This is a genomic window from Bacillus sp. FSL K6-1218, from assembly GCF_038006445.1.
Classification (GTDB): domain Bacteria; phylum Bacillota; class Bacilli; order Bacillales; family Bacillaceae_G; genus Bacillus_A; species Bacillus_A thuringiensis_S.
Window position 1 is genome coordinate 4569193 of the sequence record NZ_JBBOVE010000001.1, and the last position, 23231, is coordinate 4592423.

Here is a 23231-nt window from a genome sequence, read left to right on the forward strand (position 1 = left end):
GCTAACAATACTTTTGCAAGTTTGTCCATAAACATATAATGGTTTCCCCTTTGTTTCGTTGTTTTCTATTTTAATTCGACAACTGTTACGCCTAGGCCTCCCTCGCCCATGTCACCGTAACGGTAATTCTTCACGCCGCGGTGCTTCTTCAAGTAATCTTGTACACCTTGGCGAAGCGCTCCTGTTCCTTTACCGTGAATGATTGATACACGAGGATAACTTGCAAGCTGGGCATCGTCTAAATATTTTTCAACGCGCATCATTGCATCTTCATAACGTTCACCGCGAAGATCAAGTTCCAATGAAACGTGGTAATCTCTACCCTTCACACTTGCGACTGCTTTTTTCTCTGTTTGTTTCGGTGTGTTAATGTATTCCATATTAGATTCTTTTACTTTCATCTTCAGAATACCGATTTGTACGCTCCACTCTGTATCGCTTACTTTTTCAAGTAATTGACCTTTTTGACCGAACGTTAATACTTTTACTTCATCGCCTGCACGTAACTGTTGTTTCGGCGCAGTGTTTTTCACGTTTACTTTTTGCTTCTTCACAAGCTCTGGCGCTGTTCCTTCTAGACGGCTCTTCGCTTCAATAAGCTCATGGTCTTTCACATTTACAAGCTGTGCTTTACGCAATTGACGAAGTTCTTGAATAATACCTTCTGCTTCTTTCTTCGCAGCTTCGACTTTTTCTTCCCCTTCTTTTTGCGCTTTTAATAGTTTTTCATCACGCTCATCGTTAAATTCAATAATTTGACGTTGCAACTCACGATGAAGTTTCTCAGATTGTTTGCGAAGTGCCTCTGCTTCATTCCAGTCACGCTCTGCGTTCTTCTGGCTCTCTTCTAACTTCGCAATCATATTTTCGATTTTATTTGTATCTGTACTAATGTGGTTACGGGCTTGGTCAATAACGCGATCAGATAATCCAAGACGCTTCGAAATTTCAAAGGCGTTACTACGACCTGGTACACCGATTAATAATTTATATGTTGGGCTTAATGTGTTCACATCGAACTCAACACTCGCATTAATAACTTGCTCACGGTTGTATCCGTATGCTTTTAATTCTGGGTAATGCGTCGTAGCAACAACGCGAGCACCGCGATTACATACTTCATCTAAAATCGAAATTGCTAGTGCAGCACCTTCTTGCGGGTCTGTTCCAGCACCTAATTCATCGAATAAAACTAAGCTTTCAAAATCAGCTTTTTCTAAAATATCTACAATGTTCACCATATGTGAGGAGAACGTACTTAAACTTTGTTCAATCGATTGCTCATCACCGATATCAGCAAAGATATTTTTAAATACACAAATCTCTGATTCATCCATTACTGGAATGTGAAGGCCAGATTGCGCCATTAATACACAAATACCAACCGTTTTCAGCGTAACTGTTTTACCACCTGTATTCGGTCCTGTAATAACAATTGTCGTGAAATCCTTACCTAACATAATGTTATTTGGCACGATAATTTCTGGATCGATAAGTGGATGACGTGCTTGTCTTAAATCCATGTAACGCTCGTTATTTACGATTGGTTTCGTTGCTTTAATTCGCTTCGCATAAAAAGCTTTCGCAAAGATGAAATCAAGATTTGCAACTACTTCTACGTTTGATAAAACGATATCGGCTTCTACTGCCACTTCTTCCGTTAACATTAATAAGATGCGTTCGATTTCTTGTTTTTCTTTCACTCGTGCTTCTTGCAGTGCGTTATTTAATTCTACAATGACTTGCGGTTCAATAAATAACGTTTGTCCAGAAGCTGATTGATCGTGAACAATACCGCCATATACGCCGCGATATTCTTGCTTTACTGGTATTACGTAACGTTCGTTACGAATCGTTACAATCGAGTCAGACAACATCTTTTGCGCGTTTGAAGAACGCGTCATATTTTCTAACTTTTCACGAATACGGCTTTCCGCAGTACGAATTTGAGTACGAATACCACGCAGTTTATCACTCGCGCTATCGACTACTTCACCGCCATCACCGATGCAATTTGTAATTTTCTTTTCTAAATCATATAAAGATACAATTTGAGCGACATGAGTTTCTAAAATCGGAAGCTCGACACCGTTATCAACCATATCTTCAATGAAACGTTTCATATTACGACTACCATACATCGTATTCGCAATATCAAGTAGTTCATTCGGGCTTAACATACTTCCAATCTTTGCACGCTTCACATTGGAACGAATATCCGTAATGCCACCTAATGGTGCACTACCTTTTAAACGAATGACTTTCGCTGCTTCATCCGTTGTATCTTGCATTTCTACAATTTCTTCAAAATCAGTGCTCGGCACTAAATTCTTCACTTTATCACGGCCAAGTGAAGAGGCTGTATGTTCAAGTAATTGTTCTTTTACTTTATTGTATTCTAATACACGCAACGTTCTTTCTAACATGTTGCAGGTCCCCCTTGTGTTACTTATTACGTTTAATATAGTCTAATAAACGTTCAATATCCCATGTGTTAATCACGTTATCTTTTTGAATCCAACCTTTACGTGCTGCAGCTACACCTGTTTCCATATCTTCTAACATTTCAAGTGTATGAGCATCCGTATTAATCGCTACTTTTACACCAGCATCTTGTGCTTGTTTTAATAATTTCGCGCTTAAATCTAGACGGTTCGGATTCGCATTTAATTCTAAAACTGTATTTGTCTCTTTTGCGAGTTCAATTAATAAATCTGTATCTACATCATAACCCTCACGGCGCCCGAGAAGACGTCCTGTCGGATGGGCAATCATTGTGACATGTTTATTCTCAAGTGCAGTACGCAGACGCTTCATAATCGTTTCACGGTCTTGTGAGAAGCTAGAGTGAATCGCTCCAATGACATAGTCTAATTCTTCTAATACTTCATCATCAAAATCAAGAGAGGCATCTGGTAAAATGTCCATTTCAATTCCGCGTAAAATTGTAATGTCTGGATACTTTTCATTCATACGTTCAATTTCTTTCGCTTGCTCACGAAGACGCTCTTTCGTTAAACCATTCGCTACTTTCAAATATTGCGAGTGATCAGTAATCGCCATAAACTTGTATCCACGAGCACGGCACGCTTGTACCATTTCTTCAATAGAAAAAGCACCGTCACTCCAAGTTGTATGCATATGTAAATCACCTTGTATATCGGAAAACTGAATTAAGTTCGGATACTCTTTAATTAATTCAATTTCTTTTCCATCTTCACGCACTTCTGGCGGAATAAATGGCAGACCGAAATGAGCGAAGAAGTCTTCTTCAGTCTCAAATGTTTTCACTTCACCTGTTTCTAAGTTCTCTACACCGTACTCACTAATTTTCTCGCCTTTATCTTTTGCGATTTGACGCATTTTTACGTTATGGTCCTTTGATCCTGTGAAATGGTGAAGAGTTGTAATAAACTCTTCTGGTTTTACTAAACGAAAATCGATTGAAATATCATATTCATATTGAAGACGGACAGAAACTTTTGTATCTCCACTTGCGATTACTTCAATCATATTATCGAATTGTAGTAAATGCTCACGTACCGCTGCTGGTTCTGTCGTTGCAATGATAAAATCTAAATCTTTCACTGTCTCACGAACACGGCGTAAGCTACCAGCGCGAGAGAAACGAATTACTTCAGCAATATTCGACAATTTCTCCTCTATTTCCCCGGCAATAGGCAATACCATCGCAATTGGTAAACGCTCTGGACGAGAGCCTACTTGATCGATTGCTTCTAATATTTTCTCTTCTGTCTTCTTACCGAAACCTGCTAAAGCCTGTACTTTATTTTCCTCACAAACAGCTTTTAGCGATTCCATATCAACAACACCAAGTTCTTTATATAACTTAGCCACCTTTTTACCACCAAGTCCTGGTAGTTTTAATAACGGCAATAAGCTACTTGGTACTTCTTTCTCAAGTTCTTGTAATACTTCAGATGTTCCCGATTCTATATATTCTTGAATAACGGCTGCTGTTCCTTTTCCGATGCCTGGAATCTTTGTGAAATCTTCAATTTCAGAAAGACTACGATCGTCACTTTCTAATGCTGCTGCCGCTTTACGAAATGCAGATATTTTAAATGGATTCGCACCCTTTAGTTCCATAAAAAGCCCGATTGTCTCTAATAATTTGATAACTTGTTTTTTATTTACTTTCATCATTGCCCCGCCTTTCTTTCATAGAAAAAAACTTCTCTTTCCGAAAAAAGAGAAGTTATACTCTGCTACCTGTCTGCCATAGTTCCTTCACCTTTTCAGATAGAATCGGTGTATCGTCTACAATTATTTTGCTAATTGATGATTTTTGTAATGGTGTTTGTACTTGTTCAATCGGAAGTATGTTTCCAATGATAATTAAGACAAACAAAATAATATATACTTCTAAAAATCCGAGGATTGCCCCCGCAAACGCATTTACTTGCTTTAAAACCGGTATTTCTGCAAACATATTTAACAAATTACCAAGTAATGAAAGTGCAATTTTAGTGATAATAAACAATATGATAAACGCAAGCGCTTGATAAAATACTGTCTCAATATTATTTGCATCAATCCATTCTGGAACAGATACGTTTTTATCAAATGGATACGGAATAAATTTCGCAAGTGCTGGCGCTAAATCTTTACAGTACCAGTATGCAACAAGGTATGCGATAATAAAGCTTGTTAACTTTACAAGTTGCAGAATAAACCCTCTGCGTAAGCCGAGGAAAAATCCCATAACAAGCAGTAAAATGATAATAATATCAATCATGTTATTCCATTCCTTTTTTTGTCATACTTTCTTTCAATTTCTCATGTTCTTCTTTTAATTTTATGTAATCGTGTATGACGTTTACCGCCGTCAATACCGCTAGTCTACTCGTGTCAAGCGAAGGATTCTTGGCATTGAGTTCGCGCATTTTATCATCCACAATCGCTGCTACCATGCGGATATGACTTGTACTTTCATCGCCAACAACTGAATATTGTTGACCATAGATTTCTACATTAATTCGACTTTTCTTTCCCTTTTGTTGTGACAACTCACCGGCCTCCAATCACGTACAGAATCCTAAAGTTTATCATACCATGAACCTTCATAATATGGAAACAGAAAGAACAATCCGATATGATAAAAATAACAATATAAAAAAAGGGGCGACCATTATGTCAAATTCTATCGTAATTCAAACAAATTCTACAGTAATTGAAGACATGAAACAACAATATAAACATTCGCTTAGCCCGAAAACTCCGCAAGGCGGGATCTTCATGGCAAAGGTACCATCTTGCACGATTACAGCATATAAATCTGGAAAAGTAATGTTCCAAGGAGGCCGCGCTGAAGCAGAAGCTGCTCGTTGGCAAACTGTCTCTCAAACACCAAAAACAGCTGTAAAAAAATCTGTCGATTCCCATCGTTATGCGCCGCCTGCTTCCATCGGTACAATGTCTATTGTAGGGTCTGATGAAGTTGGTACGGGAGATTTCTTTGGACCGATGACAGTCGTTGCTGTATATGTGGATGCGAAGCAAATTCCACTACTAAAAGAACTTGGTGTAAAAGACTCTAAAAACTTAAATGACGATCAAATTACTGCCATTGCGAAACAACTTCTACACGTTGTTCCTTACAGCTCTCTTGTCCTTCATAATGAAAAATATAACGAGCTATTTGATAAAGGAAACAACCAAGGTAAGTTAAAAGCCTTGCTACATAATAAAGCTATTACAAACTTATTAGCGAAAATGGCACCTACAAAACCTGAAGGCGTCTTAATCGATCAATTCACACAACCTGATACATACTATAAATATTTAGCAAAACAAAAACAGGTACAGCGTGAAAATGTTTATTTCGCTACGAAAGGTGAAAGCGTCCATTTAGCAGTAGCCGCTGCTTCTATTTTAGCTCGCTACTCATTCGTAAAACAGTTTGACGAACTAAGTAAAAAAGCTGGTATGCCACTTCCAAAAGGTGCTGGTAAACAAGTTGATATCGCTGCTGCTAAATTAATTCAAAAGCTTGGTAAAGAACGATTACCCGAGTTTGTGAAACTGCATTTCGCTAATACGGAGAAGGCGCTTCGCTTATTAAAATAGTATCGACAAAAACAGGAGCCTACAAACTCCTGTTTTTTGTTTCATCCTACTATTGTCCTTATAGTTTTGTTACAATTATAATATACAGATTATTCCAACATAGGAGGGGATCTACATTGCTACTTCTACAAATGATTCTAAATATTTTACTAGGTGATCCACATGAAAGACAGTTCGAAATTAGGGAAAACATTCAGCTACTAAGTGAACAACGAGAGTTCAACGATTTAATAGAGCGTTATGGTCGATCTTTTTCATTAAACTTTCGGATCCGCAGGTTTATCGGGAAACACGATGCCCGCTTGTTAATACATAATCCAGCAAAACTACAACACTTCTGTGAGGAACTTGAATGTATGATTAGAAAAAGGAGGTTTTTCATATGAACGCTGTAAAAGTAAAAACGGTACTTTATGCTTTCGTACACATCGTAGGTCCTCTTTCTTACTTCACTATTTCTACCATTTGGGGAGCTTTTTTCACTACTAAATCTACATTTGAAAATATATCTGATAATCTTGGCGTGATGGCCATCTATTACGTGTTCATAAGTTTACTGTGGTTTTTCTATTTCGATCGATTAGACAAAGATGTCGATAACATTACAAAAGAAATTAACGATAAGAAGATGTAATACATGAAAAAAGGAGAGTCGCCAAGACTCTCCTTTTTTATGTTAGCTTCGTTTCTGCTTCTTATTTGATGAAGGTACTTTATGTGAACCTGTTTCATGTGTCGTCGTTCCTTGTCCTTCTACTTCTGGAGAACCAAGGCTTGACCTTGAATGATCTTTTTTCACTTTTTTACTCATTTATATTCACCCCTTCGCGTTACTTTTTGCTACGGGGTCATAAACTATGCAAACAAAAAAGCGAGAGGAAATCCTCTCGCTTTTTTCATATTTTAGAACTCAGAAGAACCTGGAGTTCTTGGGAATGGAATTACGTCACGGATGTTAGCCATACCAGTGATGTACATTAGGAAGCGCTCGAAACCTAGACCGAATCCAGCGTGTTTTGTACCGCCGTATTTTCTAAGTTCTAAGTACCACCAGTAGTCCTCTTCGTTCATACCTAATTCTTTAATTCTGTCTACTAAAACGTCCATTCTTTCTTCACGTTGACTTCCGCCGATTAATTCGCCGATGCCAGGAACTAGAAGGTCAGTAGCAGCTACTGTTTTTCCATCTTCATTCATACGCATGTAGAACGCTTTAATGTCTTTCGGGTAGTCAGTTACGAATACAGGGCGTTTGAAGATTTCTTCTGATAAGTATCTTTCATGCTCTGTTTGTAAGTCAATACCCCATTCTACTGGGTATTTGAAGTCAGCACCTGATTCTTGAAGTACTTTAATTGCTTCTGTATATGTGATGCGACCGAAGTCAGAGTTAATCACGTTGTTCATACGCTCTAGAACTGTTTTATCAACGAAGCTGTTGAAGAAGTCCATTTCTTCTGGTGCATGCTCTAATACATATTTCATTGCATATTTCAGCATATCTTCTGTAAGATCCATTACATCGCCTAACTCAGCGAATGCAATCTCAGGCTCAACCATCCAGAACTCAGCAGCGTGGCGAGTTGTGTTTGAGTTTTCCGCACGGAATGTAGGTCCGAATGTATATACATCACGGAATGCTAATGCATACGCTTCAGCGTTCAGCTGTCCACTTACTGTTAAGTTTGTTTCTTTACCGAAGAAGTCTTTTGATTCATCAACTTGTCCGTCTTCACCTTTTGGTACGTTGTTTAAATCTTGTGTTGTTACGCGGAACATTTCGCCAGCACCTTCTGTATCACTACCAGTGATGATTGGTGTGTGAACATGTACGAATCCACGCTCTTGGAAGAACTGGTGAATCGCAAATGCTGCGATAGAACGTACGCGGAACGTTGCAGAGAATGCATTTGTTCTTGGACGTAAGTGAGCGATTGTACGTAAGTATTCAAACGTATGACGCTTCTTTTGAAGTGGGTAATCAGAATCTGATAAGCCCTCGATATCAATTTTTTCTGCTTTAATTTCAAATGGTTGCTTCGCTCCAGGCGTTGCAATTACTTTACCTTCTACTTTCACTGAAGAGCTAAGTGGCAGCTTTGCAATTTCTTTAAAGTTCTCTAATTCTGTATCGAAAACGATTTGAACGCTTTTGAAGAAGCTACCGTCGTTTAATTCGATGAAACCAAATGCTTTTGAATCACGTAAGTTACGAATCCACCCTGATACTTGTACTGTTTGACCTGCATACTTTTCTGTATCTCTATACAGACTTTTTACTAATGTGTTTTCCATAGTGAAATTCTCCTTTGCTGATATATTTAAATACAAAAAAACCTTTCATCCATAAAGGGACGAAAGGTTAAACTTCGCGGTACCACCCAATTTGTCATAAAGACCAACTTTAACTCGTATGTAATACATACTTCCCGGTTTGTAACAGGCCGGCTTCCCGTCTAAGTCTACTCTTGAATACAAAATTCAATTTCGGTTAGCAACTCCAAGGTGTTCTTCACATATACCGCCTCATCAGGCTCTCACCGCCCCTGACTCGCTTTGGATTATAGTATATACTACTTTTCCTTATCATCGTCTTTCATTTTGTTAAACTAAAATTAATGTACTACATTCGAGAGAAAGATGCAAGATGCCAGAAAATATATAAGCGATTTTTGTAATATATCGACTTACCGACATCTGTCGACGATTGTGCAATAAAAAAATTGCCGGAATGAATCCGGCAATTTTCTAATTACTTACGTAACTCCGCACCAAATTTCTCTTCTACCGTTGTTAATACACGGTTATGCGCTTCTGTTACTTCTTCATCTGTTAACGTACGTTCTGCATCGAAGTAAGTCATAGAGAATGCAAGTGATTTCTTGCCTTCTTCCATTTTTTCACCTTCGTATAAGTCGAATAGTGTTACTTCTTTCAAAAGTTCTCCGCCAGCTTCAGCAATGACTTGCTTCATTTCACCAGCTTTTGTTTCTTTTGTTACTACAACAGCCATGTCACGTGTCATAGATGGGAAACGCGGAATTGCTGAGTAGTAAGTTTCTTCAGCGTCTGCACCGAATATTTTTACAAGAGATAGTTCAAATACGAATGTATTTTTCACATCTAATTGTTTTTCTGCTTCTGGGTGCAATTGACCGATGAAACCAATTACTTCGCCATCTAATACGATGTCAGCTGTACGGCCTGGGTGCATACCTTCACGTTTTGCTGGTGCATATGTGATTTGGTTTGAAACGCCAAGTACGTCGAATAGTCCTTCTAGTACACCTTTCACAACGAAGAAGTCTACTACTTTCTTCTCACCTTGCCATGCATGGTGAAGAGCAAGACCTGTCATAACACCTGCAAGGTGTTGTTCTTCTTTCGGAAGTTCTCCTGCTTCTGTTGGTAAGAAGATAGAACCTACTTCGTATAAAGCAACGCTGTCGTTTTTACGAGCAACATTGTATGAAACTGCTTCTAGCAATTGTGGCACTAAGCTTAAACGAAGTTGGCTACGCTCTTCACTCATTGGAAGTGCAAGACCTACAGGCGCCTTTTCGTTTGGCTCAATCATGTATTGTTTCGCTTTGTCAGCGCTCGTTAATGAATACGTGATTGCTTCATATAAACCAGCACCCTCTAAGAAGCGACGTACTTTACGACGTTTCGTTTGTGCTGATGTTAATTTACCACGAGTCATCGTTCCAGAAGGTAATGTAACTGGAATGTGGTCATAACCGTATAGACGGCCCACTTCTTCTACTAAGTCTTCTGAAATTGTAATATCAGGACGACGTGCTGGTACATTTACATGGAATGTTCCTTCTACTTCTGTGAATGGGAATTTCAAGTTCGCGAACATTGTACCCATTTCACTCGCAGAAATATTTGTACCTAATACACGGTTTACTTTTTCAGCAGTAACAGATACTGTACGCTCTTGTACTTGTAAGTTATCAGCTTCTACTACACCTTCAAGTGCTTCACCGCCAGCATATTTCGCCATTAAGGCAGCTGCGTGTTGAATTGCTTCAAATGTACGTGTTGGGTCGATCCCTTTTTCGAAACGTGCACTTGATTCACTACGAAGACCTAAGTCTTTTGATGTACGACGTACTGTTTGACCTGCAAAGTATGCAGACTCAATTAGAACGTTTACTGTCTCATTTGTAACTTCAGAATCCGCCCCGCCCATTACACCAGCAACAGCTAAAGCTTTCGTGCCGTTTGTAATTACAAGATGGTGGCTTTGTAATGTACGCTCTTGATCATCTAACGTTTCAATTTTTTCGCCTTCTTTTGCAAGACGAACAACGATTTCTTTTGAACCTAATTTATCGTAATCGAATGCATGTAACGGTTGACCGTATTCCATTAAAATGTAGTTTGTAATATCAACTACGTTGCTAATTGGACGAATGCCAGCTGCCATAAGACGAGTTTGCATCCACATTGGTGATGGACCAATCTTTACGTTTTTAACCATTTTTGCAATGTATAACGGGTTTTCTTCTTTCGCTTCTACACTTACAGAAATATAATCAGAAGTTTTTTCTGCTGTTTCTTGTAAGTCGATAGCTGGAAGTTTTACTTCGCGGCCATAAATAGCAGCTACTTCATATGCAACACCTAACATGTTTAGGCAATCTGCACGGTTTGGTGTTAAGCCAAGCTCAAGTACTTCATCGTTTAAGTTTAAAATTTCAAGTGCATCTGCACCAACTTCAGCGTCACTTGGGAAGATGAAGATACCATCTGCGTATTCTTTTGAAACTAACTTTCCATCAATACCAAGCTCTTGAAGAGCACAAACCATACCGTGAGAAGCTTCACCGCGTAGTTTTGCTTTTTTGATTTTGAAGTTACCAGGAAGTACAGCTCCAACTTTTGCAACTGGTACTTTTAAACCTTTTGCAATGTTAGCAGCTCCACAAATAATTTGAACTGGCTCTTCTTCACCGATATCGATTAAGCATTTGCTTAATTTATCAGCTTCTGGGTGTTTTTCACATTCTAATACGTGACCAACTACAACACCTTTTACACCTTTATTTAATACTTCAACGCCTTCTACTTCAATACCACTTTTCGTGATTTTGTCTGCTAGTTCTTGTGCTGTTACATCTTTAATATCTACATACTCTTGTAACCAACGATATGATACGAACATATTTATCCTCTCCTTCCCTTACGCTCGTTTGAATTGTTGTAAGAAACGTACATCATTTGTATAGAAATGACGAATGTCATCTACTCCGTATTTCAACATTGCGATACGCTCTGCGCCCATACCGAATGCGAAACCTTGATATTCTTTTGAATCATAACCAGCCATTTCAAGTACGTTCGGGTGAACCATACCTGCGCCTAGAATTTCAATCCAGCCAGTTCCTTTACAAGTGCCGCAACCTTTGCCATGACACATCATACAAGAAATATCCATCTCTACAGATGGCTCTGTGAATGGGAAGAAACTTGGACGAAGACGGATTTCACGATCTTCACCGAACATCTTTTTCACGAATACTTGCAGTGTACCTTTTAAGTCACTCATACGAATGTTTTTATCAATTACAAGGCCTTCAATTTGCATGAACTGATGTGAATGCGTCGCATCATCATCATCGCGGCGATACACTTTACCAGGACAAATAATTTTGATTGGGCCTTTTTCTTTATTATTTTCCATCGTACGTGCTTGCACAGAAGATGTATGTGTACGTAGTAACGTTTCTTCTGTAATGTAGAATGTATCTTGCATGTCACGTGCTGGGTGATCTTTCGGTAAGTTTAGTGCTTCGAAGTTGTAGTAGTCTTTTTCTACTTCTGTTCCTTCAGCTACTTCATAACCCATACCGATGAATACATCTTCAATTTGTTCAACAACAGCTGTTAACGGATGGTGACAACCTGTTTCAACAGGACGACCTGGTAATGTAACATCAATTGTTTCCGTAGCTAATTTCGCTTCAATTACTGCTTTTTCTAAGTTGCTAATTTTGTCTTCTAGACGCGTTTGAATCGCTTCACGTACTTCATTCACTAATGCTCCCATACGTGGACGCTCTTCTGCTGATAATTTTCCCATGCCGCGTAATACTTCTGTAATTGGACCTTTTTTTCCTAAATACGCTACGCGTACGTCGTTTAAGCCCTTTAGCTCTTTCGCTTCTTCAATAAGCTCTAACGCTTTTTGCTTTAGCTCTTTTAAACGTGCTTCCATTTTGGAACCCTCCTAATTTTAAAAATAAAAAAACCTCGCTCCCAAAAAGGGACGAGGTAAATTCGCGGTACCACCCTAAATTGACAGAACAAGTCTGCCCACTCATTAGTTATAACGATCAATTCTGACCGGAACGCCTTTACATATACATGGTCCTGGCGTCAACTCCAGAGGTGAATTCACTTCCGTCTACCATAAGAATGCTTTCAGTCTACGGCATTCTCTCCCTATATGGCGATTTTGTAAGCTACTCTTCTCTATCAACGTTTTTCGTTATTTAACTTTTAATATAATGTACTTCAACTTATTATAAGAAGTTTTTTATTTGTTCGCAACTGGGCTTTGTAAATAATACGTTAAAATCCCTGCTGCAACCGCAACATTTAATGATTCTGCCCCGCCGTAAATCGGAATATACAAGTTTTGATCCGTTTTTGCAAGAATTTCTTGGCGTACGCCATTTCCTTCATTTCCAACAATTAATGCAAAACTTCCGGCCGGAGTTACTTCATCATACGGAACTCCATTTTCAAGAGCTGTTCCATATACAGGAACGTTATTTTCTTTTAACTTGTCTACCCATTCTTCTAAGTTCCCTTTTACAATTGGCAAGTGGAAAATAGAACCTTGTGTAGAGCGGAGTACTTTACTATTGTAAACATCAACACAACCTTCTCCAAGCACAACGGCATGAATACCAGCTGCATCAGCTGTACGAATAATTGTCCCTAAATTACCTGGGTCTTGCAGGCCATCTAATAAAAGGAATTTCCCATCAGTAAGAGCTACTTCTTTCTCATGCTTCTCACAAACAGCAAATACACCTTGCGTCGTTTCTGTTTCACGAAGTATTTTTACAATAGCCTCAGGCACGATATACATTTCCACATCATTAACTGTCCAATCTTTCGGAAGGTCTGTCTGATCTGAAACGATAAGTTCTGTTACAATTCCTGCCTTCAAAGCTTCTTCGACTAAGTGGAATCCTTCTACAAAAAATAAACCTTTTTTATCGCGTTCTTTTTTCGTTTGCAGCTTTTTCCACTGCTTTACACGCGGATTTTGTACTGAATCAATGTTTTTCATAATATGTATTTCCCTCTCTTCTTGTCTTATCATTATAGCCTATTTTTCATACATATTTACATAAAAAAGAACAAAAACTAACGTCAGTTTCAATTCTGAAGAAGAGGTGAAAACAATGAGTTTTAATTTACGCGGTGCCGTATTAGCGAATGTATCTGGAAATTCACAAGATCAATTACAAGAAACAATTGTCGATGCAATTCAAAGCGGTGAAGAAAAAATGCTTCCAGGTCTTGGCGTTTTATTCGAAGTCATTTGGAAAAATGCTGATGAAAATGAAAAACATGAAATGTTAGAAACACTTGAGCAAGGATTAAAAAAATAAGCAATTTAAAAATCACCTTCGCATAAGCCAAGGTGATTTTTTTCACGAAAAATTTTTTCTTCTCCTAAACATTTCTACTTTACTAACGAACTATGATGGAGTACAATATTCAAAATACATTTAAACCGATCGTTTTTTCTTCGTATACATCATTAGATAAAAGGAGTGAATGTTTTATGCACCGTATTACGCTTGAACAAATTTTTAAACACCATATTACACAAAAATACGTAAATCGTTCTGGAATGGTTCATGCGATCGCTGTCGCTTACCATGCGTTTCACCTAGCCAAAAAGCATCACGCCTCAGTCGATGCTGCCACAAAAGCTGGCTTCCTTCATGATATCGGACATCATACGTGGTACACAGGTGGCGAATGGGACTATGACTTATATAAAAAGAATGATATCCATGCAATTAAAGGTGCAGAAAGAGCACATAAATTGCTTATTAGATTGGGAGAGCATCCAAAACTAGCAAAAGAAATTTCTATCGCGATTCTTCTGCATACAGATTCTTTCTTAGTGGAACAAGAAATTGAAAGAACATCTCTTCAAAGCATTATTAAATGGGCAGACGAAGCAGATGAAGAACCAGGCGGAGCGCACCATTACCGAACTATCTCTTATGAAAAAGCACTGAAAGCTATTCAGCAATTAGATCGATTGGTAGAGCGTGAATTGCAAATAGAGCAAGCAAAATTGAATAACAAGGCAGAACATAGTTATCAATGAGAAAGAGGCATCACTACAGGGTGATACCTCTTTTATTATTTTACGAAAAATACACCTTTGAATGTAATATTTAAATGTTACATTCAAAAACAGATTACTTTATAATTAAATATACAAATATAAAGAGGTGATTTCACAAATGCAATCCGCTACACAACTTTCTGATGAACAGAAACACTCTATGTCATGGGGACAATTTATTAGCTCCGTTTTATTCGCTTTTTTCGGAACTGGACTCATTACCTTGTTCCTAGCAATAATGCCCTTAACAATTTATACGGCTGGTCTTACAAATAAAAAGCAAATTGCCCTGTATGAATCTATTGCAAACACCGCAAGTATAGGGTTACAACTAGCCATGTTGTTATTCTTTATTTTTAAATTCAAACCTGCGAAAAGATTATTACTGAACTCTTTTAACTTTAAAGCACTGAAAGAATGGCGCACATACGTATATTTACTTCTTTTCTTCGCTATAAACATCATACTCAACTACTTCTTATTAAATTATGTATTCCAAGACGCAACAAAGCAGCAATCTTCCGCACTAAACTTAGACGTTTTTAAGCAATATCAAATACTATTACTTCTCGGATTTGCAATACTCACACCAATTTTTGAAGAACTTATTTTCCGTGGTTTTATACTTCACTTCTTCTCTGAACGCTTTCCATTTTGGATTGCAGCAGTCTTAACAAGTTTCTTCTTTGGTATCGCTCATACATACTCACTTGGAGTAATGGTAATTACTTTCTTCATGGGATTATTAATGGCTATTTTATGTAAGAAAACAAAATCCATTCTTCCAGCTATGTTATTTCATATTATAAATAATACGTTGGCATTCTTCAGTTAAAAAGAGGTATCATCACGATACCTCTTTTTACTCTTTTATCACAACTTCAAACTCTTCTTCGATTAGCACTTTTTGATAATCCGTATCATTACTACCCATTTCTATCAATTTATACATATTTATTAATAATATCCAAAATGAACCTGATGTAGTAAAATATAACTCATTACATAAAAGGAGATTATATATGTTTAGCTTCCTTTGGATTGTTTATATGCCAATTCTTGTCTTATGCGGATTTTTCGGTGGTATTTTTTTAATTATTACTAGTATTAAACATCGTAAATTATTTGTTGGTTTAATGGGGGTACTTAGCTTTTCCTTTGTAACGCTACCTTTTGTTTTTTGGAGCATGGGGGTGAATAGCGAGACAATCCTCCCTATTTCAACTACTTTATACTGGATATTGTTTTCTTTAACTGGATTATCGGCAGGATTAAGTGGATTACAAGTAAAAATTAAAAGTATACGCAACATAGGATTTATTATTTTTATTACGGGACTACTGGGGGTTATTTTCTGGGTACTCGTGTCTGTAGGTGATTCATTCTATATATAATATTTTTTAGAAACCTACAAATCGGAGGTAATACAGCAGTGGTCGGAATATTAACTTGGATGATTTTAGCTCTTACTTTGATGGTATGTGAATTTATCGTTGGTATTTTTTTAATTATTGCTGGCATGAAACATCGTAAATTACTTACTATTATAGCTGGTTTAATTAGCATATCTCTTATCGTTGTTCCTATCATTTGTATAGGTTCTGGAATACATTTAGAGGGGATGGTTCCAATTTCAGGAACTTTATATTGGAGTTTGTTCTCTTTAGCCGGACTATTAGCTATTATAAGCGGCAGACAAATATCAAGTATTCTTGCTATGGGAACGATTTTGTTTATAACAGGGCTGTGCTCCGTAACTGGTTATCATTTTTTATATTTAACTCTTTAAAAAGACAAAAAAGCAGGGAAATTAATTCCCTGCTTTTTTATTTGGTTTATTGCCTGATTGTAAGAAGAACGATAACACCCAAGCAATACCTGCTAGTATCGTTGCAATTAAGAAGGCATCGTTAATACCGTTAATTGCAGATAGCTTTGAAATTTGTCCATATAATAGTTGTGTGCTCATCGCATCTCCTGCTTGAGCCGATCCGGCAATCGCTGCTAAACTTTGCCCCATACCGTGTACTTTATCAACTAAAATTGGGTTTGATGTTGTTAACATGTTGCCGTAATCTGCTACGTGAGCAGTTGTTTGTTGCGTCATAAGTGTGATTAAAATTGCTGTTCCGATTGAACCAGCTACTTGTCTTGACGTATTTTGCGTTGCTGTACCGTGAGAAATTAATTTCATCGGCAGTGCGTTCATACCAGCTGTCATAATTGGCATCATAATGAATGACATACCAATTGAACGTATAATATAATCCATCATAATAACGCTATATGGCGTATCCATTGATAACTTCGTAAATTCATATGTCGCGAACGTTGTAATAGCTAACCCAACAATCGCTAACGGACGAATACCGTATTTATCAAATAGTTTCCCTGCAATAGGTCCCATAATACCCATAATTAATGATCCTGGGAGTAATAATAAACCTGATTCGATTGGCGTAAAGCCGCGAATGTTTTGCAGATATACCGGAAGTAATAACATACCTCCAAATAACGCCATCGTTACAATTGCATTAATTAGTAAAGTGAAAGTAAATACTGGATATTTAAATACTTGTAAATCAAGCATTTTATTGTCTGTTGTTAACTCTCTCCAAATAAATAACGCTAAACCAATGACACCAATGATAAGTGAAATAACAACTTCTGCACTAGTCCAACTATTATTTCCAGCCTCACTAAATCCGTACAGTAAGCTACCTAGTCCAATACTCGAACTAATTACACCAAATACATCTAATTTTGTTTTAGACACTGGTTGAGCGAGTGTAAAGAATTTTAAAGATAGGAACGTAATAATTAAACCAATAATAAACATCGCATAGAACATTAAGTTCCAGCTATAGTTTTCAATAACCCAGCCTGTTACAGTTGGCCCAATAGCTGGCGCTAAAATCATTGCAACACCTAGTAATCCCATCGCTGCCCCACGCTTATGAGGCGGGAACAACGTCATAAAGATGTTCATGCCAACTGGCATTAAAATACCTGCACCGACCGCTTGAATTACGCGGCCCGTCATCATCATTGTAAAGTTTCCTGATGTAGCGCAAATGATAGATCCTACTGTGAAGAATAACATTGCCGCTACAAATAATTTACGATACGTAAATCGTGAAACTAAAAAGGCACTAATCGGCACTAAAATACCATTTACAAGCATAAACCCTGTAATTAACCATTGCGCCGTTGAAGTTGATACGTTAAATTCATTCATTAACGGAGGCAATGCAACGTTAATGATTGTTTGGTTCAAAATAGAAACGAACATGCCGAGAATTAATACTGTTACAACTGCTTTTACATTTACATTCTCTATAGGCATAGACGTTTGTTTTTTCGGCATTTCTTTTTCTTGTTTTACTTCTTCTTGCTTGCCTGTTTCTAATTCAACTACATTAGAAATTTCGGCTTCTTGCTTTTGTTCACTTTCTTTCTCTACTGCTTCTAGCTTACTTACTTCTATTTTACTTACGGCTGGGACTTGTTCTTCTCCCACGTTCGTTTTTTTCTTTCGTAAAAGACGATTTACAAGGAAGAAGACGATTATACAAAATAGTGCATATCCTACAATTGCAATTGAGGACATCTCATCTCCCCCTTACTTATGAATACGAACTGACACATTCATTCCAGGAACAATATTTACTGATTTGCTATGATCTAATGAAATTTTAACTGGCACTACTTGTGTTACTTTCGTATAGTTCGCTGTTGCATTACTTGATGGTAACATCGAGAATGTATTTGCTGTTGTTAAACCAACCTGTTCTACTTTCCCAGTTAACGTTGTATCTGGGTATGCATCTACATACACGTCTACGTCTTGACCTTTCTGAACATCATCAACATCTGTTTCTTCAATGTTTGCTGTTACCCATAAATTGTTCATATCAAATGCGTAAGCAATCGGGCTACCTGCTCCAACGAAAGCATTTGTTGTTGCGTTTGATTGTACAACCGTTGCATTTTGTGGAATTGTTACATCTACTGTTTGTTCTCCATTAGCTGCTGTTACAGTAACAGCTCCTAATTTATCATTCTCATTGTAATTTTTTCCAACTTCAGCTTTCCAGTCAGTTAGTTTCCCTGCTACTGGTGAAGCAACCGGAATTACCTTTCCATCGATCTTTGCATTGTCTGTTTTTAAGTAATTTTCCGTTTGGTTGTAATAGTAATAACCGCCAATACCGCCGCCAACTAGTACAATTAATGTGATAATGTTGATAATTACCATTCTTCGAAACTGATTCATTGCATTCCTCTCCTTATATCGCATATAATTTTTTTCTAAACTATTTATGTCCTTATTGTTTAGATTGTTTAGATTGTTTAATTGTTAATTATATTAACCTTTTAACAAAAAAATCACACCATCTGCAGCATAAATCGAAACTTATCTGCCTGCGAGCGGTGCTGATTTCTGAAGGACTATCGTTTATAATTATAAATAATTATTTTGAATCTACAACCGACAATTTACGTATGAAATGTTGCTTAAACAACAATATAATACCAATATGTTGTTTAAGTATAGAAAATTAAACGAGGAGAAGTAAAATGTCTATTAAAAATACAAATGATCCACGTGTAAAGCGAACGAGACAACTCATTCAGGATGCTTTTGTCGCTTTAGTAGGCGAAAAAGGCTTTGAAAATGTAACTGTGCAACATATCGCAGAACGCGCTCCTGTAAATCGCGCTACATTTTATAGCCATTACCATGATAAATATGACCTATTAGACAAAAGTATTGAAGAAATGTTAGAGAAGCTAGCAGAAGTAATTAAACCGAAAAATAGAAATAAAGAAGATTTTCAACTTACATTCGATTCACCTCATCCTACATTTCTGGCTTTATTCGAACATATCGCAGAAAATGTAAACTTTTATAACGTTATGCTTGGGGATAAAGCTGCCGGAAACTACTCTTATAAAATGATGAAAACAATACAAGTGCATTTAACATTAAGCTTGTCTATTTCACAACCAGATGACGAAGATCTTATGGTTCCTCGTGATATTTTGATTAGTTATGTGACAGGGGCTCACATCGGAATGATTATGTCATGGTTAAAAAGAGGAATGATATATACCCCGCATTTTATGGCGATGCAATTAACTCGTTTAATTATTTTAGGTGCTCATACTGCAGCAGGATTAGAACGACCTTTTTAAAACATAAAAAAGCGAAGGAAAATCTCCTTCGCTTTTTCTATTAATTAAATGTAATGTTATGTACAGCATCCTTATCAAGACGTTTAATAACTTCTACAATTAACTTTACTGCATTTTCATAATCATCACGGTGTAACATCGCTGCATGTGAATGGATATAGCGCGTTGCAATTGTAATTGCCATAGAAGGAATACCGTTTACAGCAATGTGAATCGCACCCGCATCAGTTCCCCCGCCCGCTACTGAATCATATTGGTATGGGATTTGTAATTCGTCAGCAACATCAACTACGAAATCACGTAAACCTGTATGTCCAATAACAGAAGCATCATATAAAATGATTTGTGGTCCATCGCCCATTTTACTTTGCGCTTCTTTTGACGTTACACCCGGTGTATCTCCAGCGATACCAACATCTACTGCGAACGCGATATCTGGTTTAATATAATTCGCAGATGTTTTTGCACCACGAAGACCAACTTCTTCTTGTACAGTTCCAACGCCGTATACAACGTTTGGATGCTTTTCATCTTTTAATTGTTTTAATACGTCAATTGCAATCGCACAACCGATTCGGTTATCCCATGCTTTTGCAAGTAACATTTTTTCATTCTTCATCACTTGGAATTCAAAGTAAGGTACAACTTGATCTCCTGGTCGTACGCCCCACTCCATTGCTTCTTCTTGGCTAGAAGCACCGATATCGATGAACATGTCTTTAATTTCAACTGGCTTTTTACGTGCTTCTGGAGGTAAGATGTGCGGTGGTTTTGAACCAATTACACCTGTTACATCTCCTTTACGCGTTACAATCGTCACGCGCTGTGCAAGCATAACTTGTGACCACCAGCCTCCCACCGTTTGGAAGCGTAGGAAACCTTTGTCATCAATTTGCGTAATCATAAAGCCAACTTCATCTAAATGACCTGCAACCATAATTTTCGGGCCGTTTTCTTCCCCTACTTTTTTCGCAACTAAACTTCCTAAATTATCAGTAGAAAGCTCGTCTGCAAATGGCTCGATATATTTCTTCATTACTTCGCGTGGTTCACGCTCGTTACCGGCAATACCACGTGCATCTGTTAATTCTTTTAGCATTGTCAATGTCGCGTCTAATTTTGTCATTGCCAACACCCTCCTTTTTCTTCAGTCAATTCATTATACAATAATTAAATTGAAATATTCAAAAATTAAATTAGTATCCTTGTGTTTGACGCTGATGATTTACTTCATTTTTATCTAAATACGCTTTTTCAATCTCTTCTTGCTCAAATTCAAGTGCTTGTCCAAGTCGAAGATAGCTCGTAAATAATTCAATATAGTTTGTAATAGATGGTTGATCTGTAAAACGAATTACTTTCGCGTATGTGTCTAAGAAAATTTCCACTTGTGTTTTATTCGTTTGTGCACATTTATAGAATAGGAAGTTTTTATCAATACCTAAATCAATTCCGATTGATAAAATAAAATGCAAACCATCTACGTATTCTTCTAATATTACTTCACGTTCCGAAGCTGGTTTGTTGCTCCAATATTTAAAACAACGTGTTTCATTTGCAAGTTCTCCAATTTCTACAAGAAGAGCTAACATTTTTTCTTTTAACAATTTTTTCGGTTGTAAGTCATGTTCTTTTGCAATACGGTCATCTAATTCTTTTTGTAATTTAAATAGTTGTAGTAAGTCCATTCTATTGTCCTCCTCCAACATCGCATTTTACGCAACAATGTTGTTTCATCTCAAAGTTCATTATTATGTTTCAGTTCTTATGAATAAGTCAGCTATCTACCTCTTTATAAAATAGCTTGTCCTTAATTTACAAATACGTTTCAGTCATCGCTCTTAAATTGTTCATCTGATGAAAGTTCCATATCATCTTTCCATTATAGCAGTGTCGTTTCGGCTAGGAAAGATACTCTTCTTTCCAAAAGAGCAGAATTGAAACAAGCCAGGAGGATTATCCTGACTTCACATATATATTCTTCTATACCGCTATAGTTTTTATATTAATTTTGTCATATCGATAACGACACATCCGTTAATCTTTAGAACTTCAAACTTCTCTCTGAATACAAACAAAAAACCTTAGAAGAAAATTCTTCTAAGGTTTCAACTAATTAATTAGTTAATGTTGTTTTTTGCAACTGTTGCTAATTCAGCGAAAGCTTTTTCGTCATGAACAGCTAAGTCAGCAAGCATCTTGCGGTTAACTTCGATGCCAGCATTTTTAAGACCGTGCATTAAGCGGCTGTAAGAAAGACCATTCATACGAGCTGCTGCGTTGATACGTGTAATCCATAATTTACGGAAGTCACGTTTCTTTTGACGACGGTCACGGAATGCATACATTAGAGATTTCATAACCTGTTGGTTAGCAACCTTGAATAATGTATTTTTTGAACCGTAGTAACCTTTTGCTAATTTTATAACTTTTTTACGACGTTGACGAGTAACTGTACCACCTTTTACTCTTGGCATAATATTACCTCCTAATTGTTCTATATATCAGCCGAACTTATTTTAAGTTGTCAAGCATTTGACGAATGCGTTTGAAGTCACCAGCGCTTACTACACCAGCTTTACGTAGTTTACGTTTAGCTTTTGTAGATTTGTTAGCGAATAAATGGCTTGTGTAAGCGTGAGAACGTTTCAGTTTACCTGATCCAGTCTTTTTGAAACGCTTTGCAGCGCCGCGATGAGTTTTTTGTTTAGGCATAGGTATTTCCTCCTCTATCTATTACTTATCGTTTTTCGGTGCTAAAACTAAGAACATACTGCGTCCTTCCATTTTAGGCTTAGATTCAACTGTACTAACTTCAGCACAAGCTTCTGAGAAGCGATCTAAAACACGTTGACCGATTTCTTTATGAGTAATGGCACGTCCTTTAAAGCGAATTGACGCTTTAACCTTGTCGCCTTTCTCTAAAAACTTGATAGCATTACGAAGTTTTGTGTTAAAGTCGTGTTCATCAATTGTTGGACTTAAACGAACTTCTTTCATGCTAATTACTTTTTGATTTTTGCGCTGCTCTTTTTCTTTCTTCTGTTGCTCAAAGCGGAATTTACCGTAGTCCATAATGCGGCATACTGGCGGTTTCGCATTTGGAGCAACTAATACTAAATCAAGATTAAGATTTGCAGCTAAGTCTAAAGCGTCATTACGAGACTTGATTCCAAGTTGATCGCCATTTGCGCCAACTAAACGTACTTCACGTGCACGAATTTGCTCGTTAATCATCATATCCTTGCTAATAGTAAGCCACCTCCAAGGTTTTCTCAGAACATATTTTGTAGTCATAGAACCCGACAAAAAAAGTGCGGGCATACGACACCCACACTTGTAAAATCTTAAGTAAGAAATACATTTACCTGCTAACTGCGAATGCGTCCATCAGGTGAGAAGCGGGTGCTTCTACTTGTTCCACAAAACAATATTCTATTATCCTTGATGAGTTTATCATAGGACATGACGTCTGTCAAGAAGACGCGATGTGTTTTACTAACAACAAGAAATATTGTAACAAACAACTAACATACTTGCAATACTTTTT

General features: G+C 37.3%; 25 protein-coding genes and 3 other annotated features. Of the genes, 9 read left to right on the top strand and 16 right to left on the bottom strand.

Annotated elements, in window-relative coordinates:
• Positions 1-65: 65 nt before the first annotated feature.
• The 4 genes from MHI26_RS23320 to zapA are packed head-to-tail and all read right to left on the bottom strand — an operon-like array spanning position 66 to position 5030.
• A complete protein-coding gene (locus MHI26_RS23320; RefSeq protein WP_000893748.1) occupies positions 66-2426 on the bottom strand; it encodes an endonuclease MutS2 in 2361 nt (786 codons plus the stop codon).
• Positions 2427-2445: 19 nt separating this feature from the next.
• Positions 2446-4164 carry a DNA polymerase/3'-5' exonuclease PolX gene (polX, locus tag MHI26_RS23325; RefSeq protein ID WP_000867533.1) on the bottom strand — a complete coding sequence of 573 codons (1719 nt, stop codon included), beginning with the start codon at positions 4162-4164 and terminating at the stop codon, positions 2446-2448.
• Positions 4165-4219: 55 nt separating this feature from the next.
• A complete protein-coding gene (locus tag MHI26_RS23330; RefSeq protein ID WP_000565409.1) occupies positions 4220-4759 on the bottom strand; it encodes a CvpA family protein in 540 nt (179 codons plus the stop codon).
• Position 4760: 1 nt separating this feature from the next.
• Positions 4761-5030: a cell division protein ZapA gene (gene zapA, locus MHI26_RS23335; RefSeq protein ID WP_000082701.1), complete on the bottom strand. Its 270-nt coding sequence runs from the start codon at positions 5028-5030 to the stop codon at positions 4761-4763.
• A gap of 124 nt (positions 5031-5154) precedes the next feature.
• Between zapA and rnhC the strand changes: the two genes are divergently transcribed.
• From rnhC to MHI26_RS23350, 3 genes are all read left to right on the top strand, one after another.
• Complete coding sequence (gene rnhC / locus MHI26_RS23340) at positions 5155-6090, top strand: ribonuclease HIII (RefSeq protein ID WP_061666229.1); 936 nt, start codon at positions 5155-5157, stop codon at positions 6088-6090.
• A gap of 116 nt (positions 6091-6206) precedes the next feature.
• On the top strand, positions 6207-6476 hold the full coding sequence (locus MHI26_RS23345; protein WP_061666228.1) for a hypothetical protein: 270 nt from the start codon (positions 6207-6209) through the stop codon (positions 6474-6476).
• The gene (locus tag MHI26_RS23350) at positions 6473-6724 is read left to right on the top strand and encodes a hypothetical protein (protein WP_061666227.1); all 252 of its coding nucleotides are present in this window, start codon (positions 6473-6475) and stop codon (positions 6722-6724) included. The genes MHI26_RS23345 and MHI26_RS23350 overlap by 4 nt, the downstream gene beginning before the upstream one ends.
• Before the next feature lie 42 nt (positions 6725-6766).
• Here the strand turns inward: MHI26_RS23350 and MHI26_RS23355 are convergent, their stop codons facing one another.
• The 5 genes from MHI26_RS23355 to MHI26_RS23375 form a co-directional block, all read right to left on the bottom strand.
• A complete protein-coding gene (locus tag MHI26_RS23355; protein ID WP_000039592.1) occupies positions 6767-6901 on the bottom strand; it encodes a YuzL family protein in 135 nt (44 codons plus the stop codon).
• A gap of 92 nt (positions 6902-6993) precedes the next feature.
• The gene (gene asnS / locus MHI26_RS23360; protein WP_000432189.1) at positions 6994-8385 is read right to left on the bottom strand and encodes an asparagine--tRNA ligase; all 1392 of its coding nucleotides are present in this window, start codon (positions 8383-8385) and stop codon (positions 6994-6996) included.
• A 52-nt stretch (positions 8386-8437) separates the two neighbouring features.
• Positions 8438-8689: a binding site (T-box leader), on the bottom strand.
• A gap of 153 nt (positions 8690-8842) precedes the next feature.
• Positions 8843-11263 (bottom strand): phenylalanine--tRNA ligase subunit beta, encoded by a 2421-nt coding sequence (gene pheT / locus MHI26_RS23365; RefSeq protein ID WP_061666226.1) that lies wholly within the window; start codon positions 11261-11263, stop codon positions 8843-8845.
• An 18-nt stretch (positions 11264-11281) separates the two neighbouring features.
• A complete protein-coding gene (gene pheS, locus MHI26_RS23370) occupies positions 11282-12316 on the bottom strand; it encodes a phenylalanine--tRNA ligase subunit alpha (RefSeq protein ID WP_000388222.1) in 1035 nt (344 codons plus the stop codon).
• Between the two features lie 44 nt (positions 12317-12360).
• Positions 12361-12589 (bottom strand) — a binding site (T-box leader).
• Between the two features lie 48 nt (positions 12590-12637).
• Positions 12638-13435: a TrmH family RNA methyltransferase gene (locus MHI26_RS23375; protein WP_141526905.1), complete on the bottom strand. Its 798-nt coding sequence runs from the start codon at positions 13433-13435 to the stop codon at positions 12638-12640.
• Positions 13436-13517: 82 nt separating this feature from the next.
• Between MHI26_RS23375 and sspI the strand changes: the two genes are divergently transcribed.
• The 5 genes from sspI (at position 13518) to MHI26_RS23400 (ending at position 16271) form a co-directional block, all read left to right on the top strand.
• The gene (sspI, locus tag MHI26_RS23380) at positions 13518-13727 is read left to right on the top strand and encodes a small acid-soluble spore protein SspI (protein ID WP_000009509.1); all 210 of its coding nucleotides are present in this window, start codon (positions 13518-13520) and stop codon (positions 13725-13727) included.
• Positions 13728-13903: 176 nt separating this feature from the next.
• Complete coding sequence (locus MHI26_RS23385; protein ID WP_000554790.1) at positions 13904-14461, top strand: HD domain-containing protein; 558 nt, start codon at positions 13904-13906, stop codon at positions 14459-14461.
• Between the two features lie 139 nt (positions 14462-14600).
• The gene (locus MHI26_RS23390) at positions 14601-15317 is read left to right on the top strand and encodes a CPBP family intramembrane glutamic endopeptidase (protein ID WP_001190240.1); all 717 of its coding nucleotides are present in this window, start codon (positions 14601-14603) and stop codon (positions 15315-15317) included.
• Between the two features lie 187 nt (positions 15318-15504).
• Positions 15505-15876 (top strand): hypothetical protein, encoded by a 372-nt coding sequence (locus tag MHI26_RS23395; RefSeq protein ID WP_000490823.1) that lies wholly within the window; start codon positions 15505-15507, stop codon positions 15874-15876.
• A 38-nt stretch (positions 15877-15914) separates the two neighbouring features.
• Positions 15915-16271 carry a hypothetical protein gene (locus tag MHI26_RS23400; RefSeq protein ID WP_061666224.1) on the top strand — a complete coding sequence of 119 codons (357 nt, stop codon included), beginning with the start codon at positions 15915-15917 and terminating at the stop codon, positions 16269-16271.
• A gap of 21 nt (positions 16272-16292) precedes the next feature.
• Here MHI26_RS23400 and MHI26_RS23405 read toward each other — a convergent pair whose 3' ends face one another.
• Both MHI26_RS23405 and MHI26_RS23410 read right to left on the bottom strand, forming a co-directional pair.
• Positions 16293-18092, bottom strand: a complete 1800-nt coding sequence (locus MHI26_RS23405; protein ID WP_000094779.1) for a DHA2 family efflux MFS transporter permease subunit — start codon at positions 18090-18092, stop codon at positions 16293-16295.
• A 12-nt stretch (positions 18093-18104) separates the two neighbouring features.
• On the bottom strand, positions 18105-18758 hold the full coding sequence (locus MHI26_RS23410) for an HlyD family secretion protein (RefSeq protein WP_001071418.1): 654 nt from the start codon (positions 18756-18758) through the stop codon (positions 18105-18107).
• 305 nt (positions 18759-19063) lie between these two features.
• Between MHI26_RS23410 and MHI26_RS23415 the strand changes: the two genes are divergently transcribed.
• On the top strand, positions 19064-19681 hold the full coding sequence (locus MHI26_RS23415; RefSeq protein ID WP_000023661.1) for a TetR/AcrR family transcriptional regulator: 618 nt from the start codon (positions 19064-19066) through the stop codon (positions 19679-19681).
• 40 nt (positions 19682-19721) lie between these two features.
• Here the strand turns inward: MHI26_RS23415 and MHI26_RS23420 are convergent, their stop codons facing one another.
• From MHI26_RS23420 to infC, 5 genes are all read right to left on the bottom strand, one after another.
• On the bottom strand, positions 19722-20807 hold the full coding sequence (locus MHI26_RS23420; protein ID WP_000163554.1) for a M42 family metallopeptidase: 1086 nt from the start codon (positions 20805-20807) through the stop codon (positions 19722-19724).
• A 70-nt stretch (positions 20808-20877) separates the two neighbouring features.
• Positions 20878-21369 carry a dUTP diphosphatase gene (locus MHI26_RS23425; RefSeq protein WP_000365050.1) on the bottom strand — a complete coding sequence of 164 codons (492 nt, stop codon included), beginning with the start codon at positions 21367-21369 and terminating at the stop codon, positions 20878-20880.
• A 432-nt stretch (positions 21370-21801) separates the two neighbouring features.
• Positions 21802-22158 carry a 50S ribosomal protein L20 gene (gene rplT, locus MHI26_RS23430; RefSeq protein WP_001138362.1) on the bottom strand — a complete coding sequence of 119 codons (357 nt, stop codon included), beginning with the start codon at positions 22156-22158 and terminating at the stop codon, positions 21802-21804.
• Between the two features lie 37 nt (positions 22159-22195).
• Positions 22196-22396: a 50S ribosomal protein L35 gene (rpmI, locus tag MHI26_RS23435; RefSeq protein WP_001125945.1), complete on the bottom strand. Its 201-nt coding sequence runs from the start codon at positions 22394-22396 to the stop codon at positions 22196-22198.
• A gap of 21 nt (positions 22397-22417) precedes the next feature.
• Entirely contained in the window at positions 22418-22921 is a 504-nt protein-coding gene (infC, locus tag MHI26_RS23440) for a translation initiation factor IF-3 (RefSeq protein ID WP_000973215.1), read from the bottom strand.
• Between the two features lie 62 nt (positions 22922-22983).
• Positions 22984-23104: a sequence feature (ribosomal protein L20 leader region), on the bottom strand.
• Positions 23105-23231 lie beyond the last annotated feature (127 nt).

What these genes read in the sequence shown, in the direction of transcription:
- MHI26_RS23320 (WP_000893748.1), bottom strand. Translation starts at nt 2,426, where the DNA reads ATGTTAGAAAGAACGTTGCGTGTATTAGAATACAATAAAGTAAAAGAA.
- polX (WP_000867533.1), bottom strand. Translation starts at nt 4,164, where the DNA reads ATGAAAGTAAATAAAAAACAAGTTATCAAATTATTAGAGACAATCGGG.
- MHI26_RS23330 (WP_000565409.1), bottom strand. Translation starts at nt 4,759, where the DNA reads ATGATTGATATTATTATCATTTTACTGCTTGTTATGGGATTTTTCCTC.
- rnhC (WP_061666229.1), top strand. Translation starts at nt 5,155, where the DNA reads ATGTCAAATTCTATCGTAATTCAAACAAATTCTACAGTAATTGAAGAC.
- MHI26_RS23350 (WP_061666227.1), top strand. Translation starts at nt 6,473, where the DNA reads ATGAACGCTGTAAAAGTAAAAACGGTACTTTATGCTTTCGTACACATC.
- MHI26_RS23355 (WP_000039592.1), bottom strand. Translation starts at nt 6,901, where the DNA reads ATGAGTAAAAAAGTGAAAAAAGATCATTCAAGGTCAAGCCTTGGTTCT.
- asnS (WP_000432189.1), bottom strand. Translation starts at nt 8,385, where the DNA reads ATGGAAAACACATTAGTAAAAAGTCTGTATAGAGATACAGAAAAGTAT.
- pheT (WP_061666226.1), bottom strand. Translation starts at nt 11,263, where the DNA reads ATGTTCGTATCATATCGTTGGTTACAAGAGTATGTAGATATTAAAGAT.
- pheS (WP_000388222.1), bottom strand. Translation starts at nt 12,316, where the DNA reads ATGGAAGCACGTTTAAAAGAGCTAAAGCAAAAAGCGTTAGAGCTTATT.
- MHI26_RS23375 (WP_141526905.1), bottom strand. Translation starts at nt 13,435, where the DNA reads ATGATAAGACAAGAAGAGAGGGAAATACATATTATGAAAAACATTGAT.
- sspI (WP_000009509.1), top strand. Translation starts at nt 13,518, where the DNA reads ATGAGTTTTAATTTACGCGGTGCCGTATTAGCGAATGTATCTGGAAAT.
- MHI26_RS23385 (WP_000554790.1), top strand. Translation starts at nt 13,904, where the DNA reads ATGCACCGTATTACGCTTGAACAAATTTTTAAACACCATATTACACAA.
- MHI26_RS23390 (WP_001190240.1), top strand. Translation starts at nt 14,601, where the DNA reads ATGCAATCCGCTACACAACTTTCTGATGAACAGAAACACTCTATGTCA.
- MHI26_RS23395 (WP_000490823.1), top strand. Translation starts at nt 15,505, where the DNA reads ATGTTTAGCTTCCTTTGGATTGTTTATATGCCAATTCTTGTCTTATGC.
- MHI26_RS23405 (WP_000094779.1), bottom strand. Translation starts at nt 18,092, where the DNA reads ATGTCCTCAATTGCAATTGTAGGATATGCACTATTTTGTATAATCGTC.
- MHI26_RS23410 (WP_001071418.1), bottom strand. Translation starts at nt 18,758, where the DNA reads ATGAATCAGTTTCGAAGAATGGTAATTATCAACATTATCACATTAATT.
- MHI26_RS23415 (WP_000023661.1), top strand. Translation starts at nt 19,064, where the DNA reads ATGTCTATTAAAAATACAAATGATCCACGTGTAAAGCGAACGAGACAA.
- MHI26_RS23420 (WP_000163554.1), bottom strand. Translation starts at nt 20,807, where the DNA reads ATGACAAAATTAGACGCGACATTGACAATGCTAAAAGAATTAACAGAT.
- MHI26_RS23425 (WP_000365050.1), bottom strand. Translation starts at nt 21,369, where the DNA reads ATGGACTTACTACAACTATTTAAATTACAAAAAGAATTAGATGACCGT.
- rplT (WP_001138362.1), bottom strand. Translation starts at nt 22,158, where the DNA reads ATGCCAAGAGTAAAAGGTGGTACAGTTACTCGTCAACGTCGTAAAAAA.
- rpmI (WP_001125945.1), bottom strand. Translation starts at nt 22,396, where the DNA reads ATGCCTAAACAAAAAACTCATCGCGGCGCTGCAAAGCGTTTCAAAAAG.
- infC (WP_000973215.1), bottom strand. Translation starts at nt 22,921, where the DNA reads ATGATGATTAACGAGCAAATTCGTGCACGTGAAGTACGTTTAGTTGGC.